This window comes from Xanthomonas sp. DAR 80977 (genome assembly GCF_041240605.1).
Taxonomy (GTDB): Bacteria; Pseudomonadota; Gammaproteobacteria; order Xanthomonadales; family Xanthomonadaceae; genus Xanthomonas_A; species Xanthomonas_A bundabergensis.
The window spans coordinates 2,047,974-2,063,336 of sequence record NZ_CP162487.1 but is presented as its reverse complement, the minus strand read 5'-3'; the positions used below and the strand labels follow the sequence as shown (position 1 = coordinate 2,063,336).

The window sequence follows — 15,363 nt, the reverse complement described above, 5'->3', positions numbered from 1 at the left end:
GGTCGGGACGGGGCCGCGCTGCAACCGTGAAGGCCATCCCGTACGGACCGGAAGGACGCCGATGCCCGCGCATCGCCAGCGTTCGCCAAAGGAAAGGGGCGCATGTCGAAGAACCGCTGGACACCCGCTGCCGGCCCTGCGCGTTCGGCGCTCGGCGCCGCGGTGCTGGTCCTGGTCCTCGGGCTGCTGGCGGCGGCGCTGCTCGCGCGCTTCCTGCAGCAACGCAACCTGCAGCAGGCCCGCGACCGCTTCCAGCAGCTGACCACGCACGTCACCGGCGAGCTGCAGCAACGCCTGAACGTCTACGAACACGGCCTGCGCGGCGCGCGCGGCGCGGTGATCGCCGCCGGCGGCGACCACATCAGCCGCGAGCGCTTCCAGCGCTACAGCGACTCGCGCGAGTACCGGCGCGAATTCCCCGGCGTGCGCGGCTTCGGCTACATCCGCCGGGTGGCGCAGGCCGACGAGGCCGCGTTCCTGCAGCAGGCACGCAGCGACGGCGCACCGTCGCTGCAGATCCGCCAGATGACGCCGCACGATGGCGACCGCTTCGTGATCCTGTACATCCAGCCGCTGCGGCTCAACAATCCCGCGCAGGGCTTCGACATCGCCTCCGAGCCGGCGCGGCGCACGGCGGCGATCGCCGCGGCGCGCTCGGGCAAGCCGACCATCACCGCGCCGGTCCGCCTGGTGCAGAGTCCCGGGGTCGGCAACAGCGGTTTCCTGCTGCTGTTGCCGGTCTACCGCGAAGACCTGCCGCTGCAGACCCCGGAGCAACGTTGGCAGGCCACCACCGGCTGGGCCTACGCGCCGTTGAACATCGCCGAAGTGCTGGTGTCCTCGCCCAACCATGCCCACGAACTGCTGTTGACCCTGGCCGACAGCGAGAACAGCGCGCAACCGTTCTATCGCGACGCCGCCGCCGCGCAGACGCCGCCCACCGGACTGCGCGCCGAGCGCAGCCTGCCGATCTACGGCCGCCAATGGCTGCTCGGCGCGCAGGCGACGCCGGGCTTCGTGCGCTCGCTCAACCAGACCTCGCCGCTGCTGGCCGGCGGCCTGGTCGGCGGCATCTCCGTGCTGCTCGCCGCGCTGCTGTACCTGTACCTGACCGGCCGCCACCGCCGCGACCTGATCCTGCGCGAACAGAGCCAGCTGGCGGCGCTGGTCGGCGGTTCCAGCGAGGCGATCGTCGCCGAGGACGCGGATGGCCGCATCACCCACTGGAATCCGGCCGCCGAACGCATCTTCGGCTACGCCCCGACCCAGGCCATCGGGCAACCGTTGCAGGACCTGCTCGGCGCGCAGGTGCGCGACTCCACCGGCAACGGCACGCAGGTGCGCGAGCTACGCCATCGCGACGGCCATCGCGTCAGCGTGCTGGCCAGCGCCTCGCCGATCCTGGACAACGACGGCGACGTGGTCGGCCACTCGCACCTGCTGCACGACGTGTCCGAACGGGTGCGTGCCGAGGCGCGCGTGCTGGAACTCAACGCCACCCTGGAACAGCAGGTGGCGCAGCGCACCAGCGAACTGGTCACCTATTCGGCGCTGCAGCGCGCGATCCTGGCCAACGCCGGCTACGCGATCGTCGCCACCGACCCGGACGGCACCATCACCCTGTTCAACCCCGCCGCCGAGACCATGCTCGGCTACCCCGCGCACGAGATGATCGGACGCAAGGCCACCGGCCTGTTCCTGGATCCGGAGCAGCTGGCCAGCCGCGCCGAGCGCATGGCCGCGCAATCGGGCATGGCGGTGGCGCCGGCGTTCGAGTCGGTGGCCGCGCTGTCCACGCTGGGGCGCAGCGACACCCGCGAATGGACCTACGTCAGCAAGGACGGGCGCCCGTTCCCGGTGCTGCTGACGCTGAGCACGCTGCGCGACGACAACGACCAGGTGATCGGCTACCTCGGCATCGCGGTCGACCTGACCGAGCAGAAGCGCCACGAGCGCGAACTGCGCCTGGCGATCGACGCGGCGGAAACCGCCAACCAGTCCAAGAGCGATTTCCTGGCCAACATGAGCCACGAGATCCGCACGCCGATGAATGCGATCCTGGGCATGCTGTACCTGCTGCAGCACAGCGAGCTGCCGCAGGCGGCCAAGGACATGATCCAGAAGAGCGACGCGTCGGCGCGCACGCTGCTGGAGATCATCAACGACATCCTCGACTTCTCCAAGATCGAATCCGGGCGCATCGACCTGGAATCGGAACCGTTCGACCTGAACCAGCTGCTGGAGAACATCGCCGCGCTGATGACCTCGGCGATCAGCGCCAAGCCGGTGGAGATGATCGTCGAACCGCTGCCGGCCGGCTGCCGCTGGCTGCGCGGCGATGCGCTGCGCCTGAACCAGGTGCTGATCAACCTGGTCGGCAACGCCATCAAGTTCACCGAGCAGGGCGAAGTGGCGCTGTCGGTGCGCAGCTTCCCCAGCGCCGAACCCGGCAAGATCAAGCTGTTCTTCTCGGTGCGCGACACCGGCATCGGCATCCCGCGCGAGAAACAGAGCCTGATCTTCTCGCCGTTCCTGCAGGCCGACACCTCCACCAGCCGCCGCTACGGCGGCAGCGGCCTGGGCCTGACCATCAGCCGGCGCCTGGTGGAACTGATGGGCGGCCAGCTCGAGGTGCAGAGCACGCCCGGCCGCGGCAGCGACTTCTATTTCGCGATCAGCTTCCCGGTGCTGCCGGCGCCGGCCGCGGAGACGGAACATCCGGAAGCGCGGCGGGTGCTGATCGCCGACGACCACGACCTGGTGCGCAGCAACCTGGCCAGCATCGCCAGCGGCTTCGGCTGGCAGGTGGAAGCGGTGGCCAACGGCACCGACGCGATCGCCGCGGCCGGCCCGGAGCGCGACGGCTTCGACGTGATCCTGCTCGACTGGCGCATGCCCGACCTGGACGGGCTGCGGGTGGCGCAGCGCATCCGCGCGCAATCGGCGCCGGACCGGCAGCCGATCATCGTCATGGTCACCGCCTACGAGCGCCGCCTGCTGGAGGAACAGCACTACGCGCCGAGCGACGTGGACGCGGTGATGACCAAGCCGGTCACCGCCTCGGCGCTGTACCGCACCATCGCCACATTGCTGGCGCGGCGCCGCGGCGACGGCCCGGCACCCCTGCTCAGCGGCGACGGCACGCCGCGCCTGGCCGGCGCGCGGCTGCTGGTGGTGGACGACAGCGAGATCAATTGCGAGGTCGCGCAGCGCATCCTCGAGGGCGAAGGCGCGCTGGTGGAACTGGCCCACGACGGCGAACAGGCCCTGCAGCGGCTGCGGCGCGATCCCAGCCGCTTCCAGCTGGTGCTGATGGACGTGCAGATGCCGACCCTGGACGGCTACGAAGCCACCCGCCTGCTGCGCGAGGACCCGCGCCTGGCCGGCCTGCCGGTGATCGCGCTGACCGCCGGCGCCTACCGCCAGCAGCAGGAGCTGGCCCTGTCCAGCGGCATGAACGGCTTCATCGCCAAACCCTTCCAGGTCGAGGAACTGATCGCGGTGATCCGCCAGTTCCTGCCGCTGCGCTCGCCGCCGCCGCTCGAGCCGCTGCCGGTGGCCGCCGCGGAGGTCTGGCCCACGGCCGATCCGCAACTGCTCGACGCCGCGCAGGCGCAGCGGCTGTGGACCGAACGCGCGCCCTACCAGCGCTACCTGCTGAAGCTGCTGCAGGACAACCCCGATCCGGCGGCGACGCTGCAGGCGCTGCTGGATCCGCAGGCGCCGGCTGCGGCGATCTCCTACGTGCACAAGCTGCGCGGCTCGGCCGGCTCGCTGGCGCTGCCGGCGCTGGTCGCGGCCAGCGCCGCGCTGGAGGAACGGCTCGGCGAAGCGCCGGCGCAGGCCGGCCCCATGATCGCGGCGCTGGACATGGCCATGACCATCACCGCCGCGGCGATCCAGCGCTTCGTCGCCGAGACCGAGGCCGAGGCGGCCGCCGCGCAGGCGCTGCCGGCGGCCCCGGCCGCGGACGACGGCACCGCCTCCGCGCTGCCGCTGCAGCAGCAACTGCAGCTGCTGCTGCAGGCCCTGGACAGCGACGACCCGGACCGCGTGGAACGGATGCTGCACGGGCTGGCGCCCTCGCTGCCGGCGGCGATGGCCGCGGAGCTGAAGCAGTTGGTCGAGAGTTTTTCCTTCCGCGAGGCAGAGGCTAAAGTCAGGCGCTGGCAAGCCGATGCACCCCAATAGCATCCGCCGCGCCGGCCCGGTCCGGCTGCCGTTGGGTGCACACGACAAGGAACGACGATGGTCCAGCCCCCCATCCTGTGCGTAGACGACGAAGCCAGCAACCTGGCCCTGATCCGGCAGATCCTGCGCGAGGACTACGCGCTGACCTTCGCCAAGAACGGCGCCGAGGCCCTGCGCGCCGTGGTCAAGCACCGGCCTGCGCTGATCCTGCTCGACGTCGACCTGCCCGACCTGGACGGCTACACCATCGCCCGCACCCTGAAGCAGGACCCGCGCACCGCGGCGATCCCGATCATCTTCGTCACCGGCAAGGACAAGGATGCCGACGAGAGCATCGGCTTCGAGGCCGGCGGCGTGGACTACATCACCAAGCCCTATTCGCCGAGCATCCTGCGCGCGCGGGTGCGCACCCACCTGTCGCTGGTCAGCGCCGCCAGCCTGGCCAGCAGCCACCGCGACGCGATCCAGATGCTGGGCATGGCCGGCCACTACAGCGACTCGGACACCGGCACCCACATCTGGCGCATGGCCGCCTATGCGCGTGCGCTGGCGGTCGCCGCCGGCTGGTCGGGCGAGGACGCCAAGCTGCTCGAGCAGGCCGCGCCGATGCACGACACCGGCAAGATCGGCATCCCCGACGCGATCCTGAAGAAGCCCGGGCCGCTGGATGCGGACGAATGGGCGGTGATGAAGCGGCATCCGCAGATCGGCTACGACATCCTCAGCCGCAGCGGCGCGCCGCTGTTCCGGCTCGCCGCCGAGGTCGCGCTGCACCACCACGAGCACTGGGACGGCAGCGGCTATCCGGCCGGCCTGGCCGGCGAACGCATTCCCGAGTCGGCGCGGATCGTGGCCCTGGCCGACGTGTTCGATGCGCTGACCACGCAGCGCCCGTACAAGGACGCCTGGCCGCTGGCGAAGGTGATGGACCTGTTCCAGCAACAGGCCGGGGCGCAGTTCGAGCCGCGCCTGGTGACCCTGTTCAGCGCGATCCTGCCGCAGATCCTGCAGATCCAGGACTACTGGAGCGAACGCGAACCGGGCGAGGACGTGCCGCATCGCGCCAGCGCGCGTTCCGCGACGCGGCATCGCGACAGCTGAGCCGCCCGCCACGCGCAGCTGTTTCCGCCTGCCTGCACCCTTGCCCCTGCAGGAGCGGCTTCAGCCGCGACCGGGCATTACCGGTGACGCCCGGTCGCGGCTGAAGCCGCTCCTGCAGGGGAGCCCACCTCAGCGCCGCTGCAGGCGCCAGGCGCGATGGATGCGCGGATTGCGCTCGAAATCCGGGGCGATGGTCTGCGCGGTGATCTCCTCGCACAGCGCGAATTCGGCCAGCGCCTCCGCGTCCAGCTTGAAGCGGCGGAAGTTGTTGGAGAAGTACAGCACGCCCTCCGGCATCAGCCGCGCCACCGCCGCGCGCAACAGCCGCACGTGCTCGCGCTGGATGTCGAAATCCTCGGCACGCGCCGAGTTGGAGAAGGTCGGCGGGTCGCAGAAGATCACGTCGTAGCGGTTCTTCTCCGCCTCCAGCCAGGTCAGTGCGTCGGCCTGGACCAGCCGGTGCTGGGCGCCGCCCTTGCCGTTGAAGGCCAGGTTGTCGGCGCACCACTGCAGGTAGGTGCCCGACAGGTCCACGCTGGTGGTGGAATCGGCGCCGGCCACCGCGGCCTGCACGCTGGCCACGCCGGTGTAGCAGAACAGGTTGAGGAAGCGCTTGCCGCGCGCCTGCTGCGCCATCGCCCCGCGCAGCGGGCGGTGGTCCAGGAACAGGCCGGTATCCAGATAATCGAACAGGTTCACCCGCAGCAGCGCGCCGTGCTCGCGCACCACCAGGAATTCGCCGCGCTGCTCGAAGCGGCCGTACTTGCTGCCGCCCTTGCCGCGCTCGCGCGACTTCAGCGCCATCCGCTCGGCCGGCACCGCGAACACCTCGCGCGCCGCGGCCAGCAGTTCGTTGCGGCGGCGGCGCACGTCGGCATCGGGAATCTCTTCCGGCGCGGCGTATTCCTGCACGTGCAGGTAGGTGCGCGCCTGGCCGCCGTCTTCCTGGTACACGTCGATCGCCGCCGCGTACTCGGGCAGGTCGGCGTCGTAGGCGCGGAAGCAGCCGATCTGCTCGCGCGCGCGCCAGGTCTTGAACTTGCGCAGGTTCTTGCGCAGCCGGTTGGCCACCATCTGCGCGCCGTCGCTGAGCGCGCGCGGCGCATCGGCCGGCTCGCGCTGCGCCACCGCGATCGGGTCGCAGACGATCAGCGGGCATTCCAGCGCGCCATTGAACATCTGGTACTTCTTGGCCGCGCGCAGGCCGGTGGCGTAGGCCAGGTCGGCATTGCCGCACAGCAGGCTGGCGCGCCACTGCGGCACCGCGCGCTTGAGCGCCTCGCCCAGGCGCCGGTACAGCGCGGTGTCGGCGGCCAGGCGCTCGTCGTAGGGCGGATTGCACACCACCGTGCCCAGCGCCTGCGCCGGCGTGCGCAGGTCGGCGACATCGCGCACCTCGAACACGATCGCCGCGGCGACCCCGGCCGCCTGCGCGTTCTCGCGCGCGGCGCGGATCGCATGCGGATCGATGTCGCCGCCATGGATCACCGGCTGCAGCGCCGCGCGGCCGGCGGCCTCGCGCTGCCGCGCCTCGCCCAGCAGCGCGCGCCAGGCGTCCTGGTCGAAGCCCAGCCAGCGGCTCGGCGCGGCGCTGAACTCCAGCGGCCCGGCATCGCCGCGGCGCGCGGCGGCGAGATCGCCGCGCAGCAGGCCGGGGGCCACGTCGGCGGCCATCAGCGCGCCTTCGATCAGCAGCGTGCCGCTGCCGCACATCGGGTCCAGCAGGCCACCGCCCTGCGCGTACAGCTGCGGCCACTGCCCACGCAGCAGCACCGCCGCGGCCAGGTTCTCCTTCAGCGGCGCGGCGTTCTGCACCTGGCGCCAGCCGCGCCGGTGCAGCGAGCCGCCGCCCAGGTCCACCGACAGCGTGGCGCGACCCTTGCGCAGCGACAGGTTCAGGCGCAGGTCCGGATCCTCCACGTCCACCGACGGCCGTTCCAGGCCTTCCCCGCGCAGCGTGTCCACCACCGCGTCCTTGACCCGCTGCGCGGCGTAGCGCGCGTGGGTGATCGCGGTGCCGGACACGTGCGCGTCCACCGCCAGGGTGTGCTGCGAGGTCAGGTGCTCGCGCCACGGCAGCGCGGCCACGCCGGCGTACAGTGCGGTCTCGTCGGGGCACTCGAATTCGTCGAGCGGCCACAGCACGCGGCTGGCCAGGCGCGACCACAGCACCGCGCGCTGCGCATCGCGCAATGCGCCCTCGGCATTGACCCCGGACACGGTGGCGGTGGCCTTGGCGACGCCGAGCGCGAGCAGCTCGTCGACGAGCAGGTATTCCAGGCCCTTGGCGCAGGAGACGAAGAATTTCACGGGAATGCGGACCACACGAGGAAGGAGGAATGCGCGGGCGGGCGCCGGGCCCGCCCCGCGCGTATCGCGGCAGCGCGGCCCGCGACGGGCGGGCGGCGGCAGCGGACGGGAAGACGCGAATGGTCGGCCATCGCGCCCGCCATTACCAGCCCGGGGCGCGATCGGCGCCCGCCCGCCGCCGCCCACCGCGCGTGGCGCGCGCTCACCATGGCGCCAGCCGCCAGCGCTCGGCATCGGCCTGCAGGCGCGTGTCCAGGCGCAGCCCGTCGAGGAACGCGGCATCGTGCGACACCACCAGCAACGCGCCCGGATACTGCAGCAGCACCTGCCGCAGCGCCTCGCGCGCGTCCAGGTCCAGGTGGTTGTCCGGCTCGTCCAGCAACAGCAGTTCCGCCGGCGGCGCGCGGTAGAACGCGCAGGCCAGCGCCGCCTTGAGCCGCTCGCCGCCGCTGAGCCGTCCGCTGGGCACGCCGATGCGCTGCGCGTCCAGGCCGAGCAGGGCCAGCCGCGTGCGCAGTTCGGCCACGTCGGCGACGGCATTGGCGGCCTGCAGCTGCGCGAGCGCCGGCAGCGCCGGATCGAGCAGGCGCAGCGACTGGTCCAGGTAGGCGCTCGGCGCGCGCAGTTCGCAGCGCCCGGCCAGCGGCGCGAGTTGGCCGTCCAGCGCCCGCAGCAGGGTCGATTTGCCGCTGCCGTTCGGCCCGACCACGCCGATCCGCTGGCGGCCGCCGACGCACAGGTCCAGCGCGGCGCGCGCGGGCGGCGCGTACGGCAGCCGCAGGCCGTGCAGTTCGGCGACCGTGCGCCCGGCCGCCGCAGCCGGCGTCGGCGCGAACAGCACGACCGGCGCCGCGGCCTCGACCGCGTGCGCGGCCTCGCGCACCTGCGCCGACAGCCGTGCCTGCGCGGCAGCCGCTTGCTGCTGGTGCTTGCCGGCGCTGTGCTCGCTGCGCTGCCGCTGCCGGCCGAGCAGGATCGGCGCCTGGTTGGCGTCCTGCGCCTGGCGCCGGCCGTGTGCGCTGCGCCGCTGCTGGCGCGCCTGCTGCTCGCGCAGCGCATCGCCCTGGCGGCGGCGCTCGTGCTTGCGGCGCTCCAGTTCGGCCAGCGCCTGCTGCTGCTCCTGCGCCTTGCACTGCGCGTAGAACGCGTAACCGCCGCCATAGTCGCGCAGGCCCAGCGACGACAGCTCCACGATGCGCTGCATGTCCTGCAGCAGCGCGCGATCGTGGCTGATCACCAGCAACCCGTGCGGCCAGCGCTGCAGTTGCTGCTGCAGTTGCCGGCGCTGGTCGCGGTCGAGATGGTTGCTCGGCTCGTCCAGGATCAGCACGTCCGCCGCGGACAGCCAGGCGCCGAGCAGCGCCACGCGCATCGCCTCGCCGCCGCTGAGTTCGGCGGCCGGACGCTGCGGGGACAGGTGGCCGAGCCCGCACAGCTGCAGTTCGCTGCGCAGGCGCTGGGCGATGTCCCAGCGCTCGCCGAGCGCGTCGAAGTCGGCCGGATCGGTGCTGCCGGCCTCGATCCGCGCCAGCGCGTCCAGCGCCGGGCGCACGCCGGCCAGCGACGCCACCGTGGCGTCGGCGCCGCGCACGATCTGCTGCGGCAGGTAGTGCACGCGGCCGTGCCGGCGGCAGTGGCCGCCGCTCGGCGCCAGCTGGCCGGCGAGCAGGCGCGCCAACACGCTCTTGCCGACGCCGTTGCGGCCGACCAGGCCGGTGCGCCGCGCATCGAGCGCGAAATCGAGATCGGAAAACAGGATCCTGCCATCGGCCAGGACATAGGACGCGCTGTCCAGCGCGAGCAAGGGATGCGTCATGAAACCTCCAGGGATGCCGGTCACGCCCGCCGCATTCGGCAGGAACGGACAAGGCCGTCGAAGACGGCGGCATCACTGGCGCATCGGAGGAAGCCTCAAGACGTGGATCGGGACGCCGATGGTAACCCGCGTTTCGCCGCGCCCGGCAGCGGCGCGGCGGCGGCGCTCAGCCGCCGGCCAGGAACGCGTCGTGGTATTCGGCCTCGGCCACCGGCGGCAGGCGGTCGCCGAAACCGATCGCCTGGAAGTACCCGGCCGGCACCCCGGGCAGCACCAGCCCCGGTTCGGGCGCGAAGCCGAAGCGCGCGTAGAACGCGGGCTCGCCGAGCACCACGCAGCCGGCCGCACCCAGCGCCTGCAGCTGCGCCAGCGCCTCGCGCACCAGCCGCGTGCCCAGTCCCTGGCGCTGGTGGCCCGGCCCCACCGACAGCGGCCCCAGCGCGTACCAGCCGCGGCTGCCGTCGGTCAGTTGCACCGGCGACACCGCCACATGGCCGACGATGTAGCCGTCGTGTTCGACCACCAGCGACAGGGTCAAGGCACCGTCCGCGCGCAGCCGTTCGATGATCTGCTGCTCGTCATGGCGGCTGTGCGCGACGCGGAAGAACGCGACCAGGGTCAGCGCCTCGATCGCGGCGTGGTCGGCTTGCGTTTCGGCGCGAATCTTCAGCTCCATCCGACCCTCCGGTTGCCGCGGCATGCCTGGCCTGGCGCCGCGCTCACAGCGTTTCCAGCAGTTCGGCGAAGGCCCGCGCCGACGTCTCGACGTGGTCGCCCAGGCGGTGCATGTCGTCGACCAGCAGCAGCCGCGCCGCGCGCGCCTGCGCCCAGGCGATCACCTCGGCGGCGGGAATCAGTTCGTCGTGCCAGGCATGCACGATCGAGATCGGCACCGGCGCCGCGTCCAGCGCCGGCATCCAGCCCATCCGCGTCGGCGGCACCATCAGGAACAGGCCGCGCACCGGCACCTGCAGCGATACCTGCGCGGCGATGTACGCGCCCAGGCTGGAGCCGGCCAGCACCAGCGGTCCACGCTGCGCGGCGTCCTGCGCCAGCTGCAGCAGGCGCTGCAGCCGCGCCGGCACGTCGCCGAGCTGGCTGACCTCGCGGCGCGCGTCCAGGTCGGTGAAGTCCGGACGCGCGTGGCTCCAGCCCAGGCGCTGCGCGACCTCGGCCAGCGCCGCGACCTTGATCGCGTCCGGACCGCTCTCGAACCCGTGCGCGAGGATGCAGTGGCCGCGGCTCACAGCGCCACCACCGCATCGCCCAGCCGCAGCGTGCCGCCATGCAGGATCCGCGCGCACAGGCCGCCATGGCCGCGCATCGCGTTGTAGCCGCCGGGGCCCAGCGCATCCTCCATGCGCGAGCACGGATCGCACGGCGCGACGCCTTCCAGCTCGACCTCGCCGATGCGGAAGCGGCGCCCCTTCAGCGCGATCAGCGGGATGCCGGACACGACCACGTTGCGCCGCAACGTCGCCGGCGCCACCTGCGCATGGCCGGCCAGTGCGGCGATCGCCGGCAGGTGCTCGGCCTGGATCAGGGTCAGCCCGCGCGCGCCGTTGCGGCCGGCGTAGCGATCGCCGAACAGGCCGCCGTCGGCGTGCGCCAGCGCGTGCTGCACCTCGAGCATCGGCACGTCGCGCGCCGGGCGCAGGCCTATCCAGTCCACGCGTCCGGCGCGCGGCAACGTGGCGAGCAGCGTCGCCAGCGGGCTATCGGGATTCAGAGTCATCGGCGAATGCTAGCATCCGCGCATGCCGCAGACCCCGCCGTTGCCGATCCACGATGCCCCCCTGCCCTACGTCGAACGGCTGCAGGCGCGCACGCTGGACGCGATCGAGCTGGCGGTGATCCATTGCACCGAACTGCCCGACCTGGCCAGCGCGCGCGCCTACGGCGAACGCGTGCTGTATCCGTCGGGCACCGGCAACAGCGGCCACTTCTACATCGACCGCGACGGCAGCGTGCACCGCTACGTGCCGCTGGAGCGGGTGGCGCACCACGTGCGCGGCTACAACCCGCAGTCGCTGGGCATCGAACTGGTCAATCGCGGGCGCTATCCGCACTGGCTGGATTCGCGCCACCAGGCGATGCAGGAAGCCTATCCGCCGGCGCAGATCCAGGCGCTGATCGCGCTGCTGCGGCAGCTGCAGGCGCAGCTGCCGCGGCTGCGCCACATCGCCGGGCACGACGCGCTGGACCGCAGCCGCGAACCCGCCAGCGACGATCCGGCGCTGCAGGTGCAGCGCAAGCTCGATCCCGGTCCGCGCTTTCCGTGGACGCAGGTGCTGGACGCGGTGACGCTGCTGCCTTATGCGCCTTCGGCGGATGCGCATTCCGGCCACTGACACCGCTCCCTGTAGGAGCGGCTTCAGCCGCGACACACGCCATCAGCTTGCCGGTCGCGGCTGAAGCTGCTCCTATACGCTGCCGGGCATTCCTGCCACGGCGCCGCACCGCTCAGCGCGGCCCCACGTAGTTCTTCTCGCCCGCGGTCACCGCCAGCTCCAGGCGATTGCCGACCGGCGCCAGCGGGCACACCACGTGCGCGGTGAACGCGCACGGCGGGTTCTGCGCCAGGTTGAAGTCCAGCACGATGCGCTCGCCCTGCGCCGGCTCGACGAACAGATAGCGCGCGCCGCCATAGCTCTCGCGGCCGCTGGTGCGGTCGGTGAACGGAAAGAACAGGCGCTTGCCGTCGTCGTCGCGCAGCGCCTGCAGGCGATGGCGGCGGCCGCCGAGGGTGAACTCGGCGCTGCCCGCCAGCGCCAGCGGCTGCGGCGTGCCGATCGAGGTGAGCAGCACGATCGCGCGCGGCGCCGGCGCCGGATGCCAGTCGGCGACCACGCGCCAGCGCGGATCGATCGGGAAATAGTCGATGCCGCGGAAGCTGCTGCGCGCGGCCGCGTGCGGATCGCGGAAGCGCCAACCGAACAGGTTGCCGGTGCGCACCACGTAGAACTCCTGCTCGCCCAGCGCCAGCCGCGTCTCGGTGCCGTGCGCCGCGTCGGTGCCGAGGCGACCGGCGCGGAACGGCTGTCCATGCACGGTCGGAGCGGCATCCGCGGCGGCCTCGAAGAACACGCCGGCATCGGCGTCGACGCGCACGCTGCCCAGGTGCGCCGGACCGCCGGGCAGTTGCACGTCGTTGTCCGCCGCGCTGCCCACCTGGTGCACGCCGCCGCGCAACCGGCCGGAACCGGTATAGCTGAGCCAGCCGGCCGGCGCGCGCAGCCGCGCCACGCGCTGCGCGCGGCGCTGCTCCACCGCCATCCGGTAGTGCGCGCCGGACTGCGAGCGCGGCGAGGCATCGGCGCCCGCGGCACGCGGCCGCTCGCCGCAGCCCGCCAGGCTCAGCGCCGCCGTCAGCATCCACATTCCACGCCAGCGCATCGCCCTGCCCCCTCTGCTCGCCACCCCATGCCCCTTTCGCGCCACGCCGCCGCGCCCGCCGCGGCGGCTAGCCGCTGGCGCGCGGCCGCGCCGGATCGGCGATCCAGCCGCTCCACGATCCGGCATAGACCCGCGCGCCGTGCAGGCCGGCGTGTTCCAACGCCAGCAGCAGATGGCAGGCGGTCACGCCGGAGCCGCACATCAGCACCACCTCGCGCGGATTGCGCCCCTGCAGCAGCGGCTCCAGCTCGGCGCGCAATTCCTGCGGCGGACGCAGGCGCCCGTCGCGCAGGTTCTCGCCCAGCGGGCGGTTGAGCGCGCCAGGCACGTGCCCGGCGAGCGGATCGATCGGTTCGACCTCGCCGCGGAAACGCTCGCCGGCACGCGCATCCAGCAGCCAGCCCGGCGCCTCGTGCAGGCGCGCGGCGACCTCTTCGGCAGCGGCGATGCGGGTGGTATCGAAGCGTTGCGGATACGCCGGCAGCGGCGCCGGCGTGGCGACGGCATCGGTCTCCGGCAGGCCGCGCCGGCGCCATTCGGCCAGGCCGCCGTCGAGCACGGCGACGCGGCGGTGCCCGAGCAGGGTCAGCATCCACCACAGCCGCGCCGCGGCCATGCTGCCGTCGCCGGCGTCGTAGACCACCACCTGGGTCTGCGGCGCGATGCCCCACTGTCCCAGCGTCCGCGCGAATGCATCGGCCTCGGGCAGCGGATGCCGGCCCAGGCCAGCACGGCCCAGGTCGGACAGATCGGTGTTGAGATCGGCATAGACCGCACCGGGCAGATGCGACTGCGCGTAGCCCTGGCGCCCGGCCTGCGGATCGGCCAGCGCGAAGCGCGCATCCACCACCCGCAGCTGCGGATGGCCGAGTGCGGCGGCCAGGGTCGGCGCATCGACCAGCCGTTGCCAGTCGGGTGACGGTTCGCTCATGCGGCGTGCTCCAGTCGTTGGCGCAGGTTGAGCAGGATCGCCGCGGTCGCGCCCCAGATCCGCTGCCCCGGCCAGCCGTATTCCAGCACCACCCGCGGCCGGCCGCGGTAGTCGGTCTCGATGCTGCGCAGGTTGTCCGGCGCCATCAGGTAGGCCAGCGGGACTTCGAACACGTCCGCCACTTCGCCCGGATGCGGCTGCGCCACGAACCCCGGATCGATCGCCGCCACCACCGGCATCACCCGGAAGCCGCTGATGGTCACGAACGGATCCAGATAGCCCAGCGCTTCCACCTGCGCGGCGGACAGCGCGATTTCCTCGCCGCTCTCGCGGATCGCCGCGGCCACCGCGTCGGCGTCGTCGGCCTCGATGCGGCCGCCCGGGAAGCTGACCTGGCCGCCATGGTGGCGCAGGCTGTCGGTGCGCCGGGTCAGCAGCACGTGGGTGCCTTCGGCGCGCGGCAGCAGCCCGACCAGCACCGCCGCCTCGGCCAGTGCGCCGTCGGGCAGCAGATCGTGCAGTTCGTGGTGGTTCCAGCCCGGGCCGCCCGGCGGCAGCTGCAGCGGATGCAGCGCGCGCAGCAGCCGCGCGCGCTCGGCCAGGCGCTGGCCCGGCGTCGGCGACCAGCCGCGCGCCGGCAATATTTCCTGCATGTAGCGCTGGCGCTCGGCCTCGCTCATGCCGCGCCAACGCGCGATCTCGTCGCCGCTGCGCAGGCAGCCCGCGCAATAGCCCTGCGCGTCGAGGGCGCAGATGCCGATGCAGGGCGTGAGCAATGCATGGGGGACGGGATCCATCGGATTCGACACCTGATCAGCCTAGCGCGATTCGCCGGCGGCGGCACTTTCCCTGCCGCAAAAAAATTGCGCCGGCGTCGCCGCCGGCGCAATGGGTCATGCACTGTGCAGCGCGCTTACTTGACGCTGACCAGCTTGATCTCGAACTGCACCGCCACGTTCGGCGGGAACGGCGTGCGCGGGTCGGCGCCATAGGCCTTGTCCGGCGGCAGGGTCACTTCCCACTTGGAACCGGCCGGCATCTGCAGCAGCGTGTCGCGCATGGCCTGCATCTCGACTTCGCTGACCTTGATCGACGGGATCTGCTGCGCCGGACGCGCCTGCGCCGGGCGCTGGCCGAACGGGTACGGACCGGCCACTTCCAGCTGCACGGTGCTGGCCTGGGTCGGCTTGGCGCCCTTGCCGGCTTCGATCACGCGGTACTGCACGCCGCTGGGCAGCGTCTGCACGCCGGCCTTGGCCTTGTTCTGCGCGATGAACTGGTCGCTCTTGGTCTTGTTCTCGGCAGCGGCCTTCTCGTAGTCGGCCTTGGCCTGCTGGGCACGGGCCTGCTCGCGCTTCTGGAACGCTTCCACGGCCGGCTTCAGCTGGTCGGCGGCAACCGCCGGCTGCTTCTTGGCGTAGGCATCCTGCAAGCCCTTCACCACCGCATTGATATCGAGCTGCTCGCCGCGGCCGGACAGTTCGGCAAGGTTGTTGCCGTAGTCGTAACCGAAGTAATAGCTCAGCTTGCCCTTCTCGGACGAGGTGTCCTGGGCGAACGCATTGCCGCTCAGGGCTAGGGCCGCCACGGCGACCGCAATAGAACGCAACTTCATCAA

The 15,363-nt window shown here is 72.3% G+C and carries 12 protein-coding genes; 3 read left to right on the top strand and 9 right to left on the bottom strand.

From position 1 onward, the window contains the following. Positions 1 to 102: 102 nt before the first annotated feature. Together AB3X10_RS08745 and AB3X10_RS08740 are read left to right on the top strand one after the other, a co-directional pair. Positions 103 to 4,191 (top strand): CHASE domain-containing protein, encoded by a 4,089-nt coding sequence (locus tag AB3X10_RS08745; protein ID WP_369980796.1) that lies wholly within the window; start codon positions 103 to 105, stop codon positions 4,189 to 4,191. A 57-nt stretch (positions 4,192 to 4,248) separates the two neighbouring features. Next, complete coding sequence (locus tag AB3X10_RS08740; protein WP_369980794.1) at positions 4,249 to 5,292, top strand: HD domain-containing phosphohydrolase; 1,044 nt, start codon at positions 4,249 to 4,251, stop codon at positions 5,290 to 5,292. Positions 5,293 to 5,421: 129 nt separating this feature from the next. On the opposite strand, the gene rlmKL is transcribed toward AB3X10_RS08740, so the two are convergent. The 5 genes from rlmKL to AB3X10_RS08715 form a co-directional block, all read right to left on the bottom strand. Further along, a complete protein-coding gene (rlmKL, locus tag AB3X10_RS08735) occupies positions 5,422 to 7,602 on the bottom strand; it encodes a bifunctional 23S rRNA (guanine(2069)-N(7))-methyltransferase RlmK/23S rRNA (guanine(2445)-N(2))-methyltransferase RlmL (protein ID WP_369980792.1) in 2,181 nt (726 codons plus the stop codon). 202 nt (positions 7,603 to 7,804) lie between these two features. Then, on the bottom strand, positions 7,805 to 9,418 hold the full coding sequence (locus AB3X10_RS08730) for an ATP-binding cassette domain-containing protein (RefSeq protein ID WP_369980790.1): 1,614 nt from the start codon (positions 9,416 to 9,418) through the stop codon (positions 7,805 to 7,807). Positions 9,419 to 9,584: 166 nt separating this feature from the next. Continuing rightward, positions 9,585 to 10,094 carry a GNAT family N-acetyltransferase gene (locus tag AB3X10_RS08725; RefSeq protein WP_369980788.1) on the bottom strand — a complete coding sequence of 170 codons (510 nt, stop codon included), beginning with the start codon at positions 10,092 to 10,094 and terminating at the stop codon, positions 9,585 to 9,587. A gap of 43 nt (positions 10,095 to 10,137) precedes the next feature. Then, positions 10,138 to 10,665: a hypothetical protein gene (locus AB3X10_RS08720; RefSeq protein ID WP_369980786.1), complete on the bottom strand. Its 528-nt coding sequence runs from the start codon at positions 10,663 to 10,665 to the stop codon at positions 10,138 to 10,140. Further along, complete coding sequence (locus tag AB3X10_RS08715; protein ID WP_369980784.1) at positions 10,662 to 11,153, bottom strand: MOSC domain-containing protein; 492 nt, start codon at positions 11,151 to 11,153, stop codon at positions 10,662 to 10,664. The genes AB3X10_RS08720 and AB3X10_RS08715 overlap by 4 nt, the downstream gene beginning before the upstream one ends. Before the next feature lie 22 nt (positions 11,154 to 11,175). On the opposite strand from AB3X10_RS08715, the gene AB3X10_RS08710 reads away from it, so the two are divergent. Next, positions 11,176 to 11,769, top strand: a complete 594-nt coding sequence (locus AB3X10_RS08710; RefSeq protein WP_369980782.1) for an N-acetylmuramoyl-L-alanine amidase — start codon at positions 11,176 to 11,178, stop codon at positions 11,767 to 11,769. A gap of 112 nt (positions 11,770 to 11,881) precedes the next feature. Here AB3X10_RS08710 and AB3X10_RS08705 read toward each other — a convergent pair whose 3' ends face one another. From AB3X10_RS08705 to AB3X10_RS08690, 4 genes are all read right to left on the bottom strand, one after another. After that, complete coding sequence (locus AB3X10_RS08705) at positions 11,882 to 12,799, bottom strand: DUF1684 domain-containing protein (protein WP_369980781.1); 918 nt, start codon at positions 12,797 to 12,799, stop codon at positions 11,882 to 11,884. 82 nt (positions 12,800 to 12,881) lie between these two features. After that, positions 12,882 to 13,745, bottom strand: a complete 864-nt coding sequence (locus AB3X10_RS08700; protein WP_369980780.1) for a sulfurtransferase — start codon at positions 13,743 to 13,745, stop codon at positions 12,882 to 12,884. Then, positions 13,742 to 14,542, bottom strand: coding sequence for an NUDIX hydrolase (locus tag AB3X10_RS08695; RefSeq protein WP_369980778.1), 801 nt, complete (start codon positions 14,540 to 14,542; stop codon positions 13,742 to 13,744). Before AB3X10_RS08695 ends, AB3X10_RS08700 begins: the two co-directional genes overlap by 4 nt. 116 nt (positions 14,543 to 14,658) lie before the next feature. Further along, entirely contained in the window at positions 14,659 to 15,360 is a 702-nt protein-coding gene (locus tag AB3X10_RS08690) for an FKBP-type peptidyl-prolyl cis-trans isomerase N-terminal domain-containing protein (RefSeq protein WP_228321593.1), read from the bottom strand. Positions 15,361 to 15,363 lie beyond the last annotated feature (3 nt).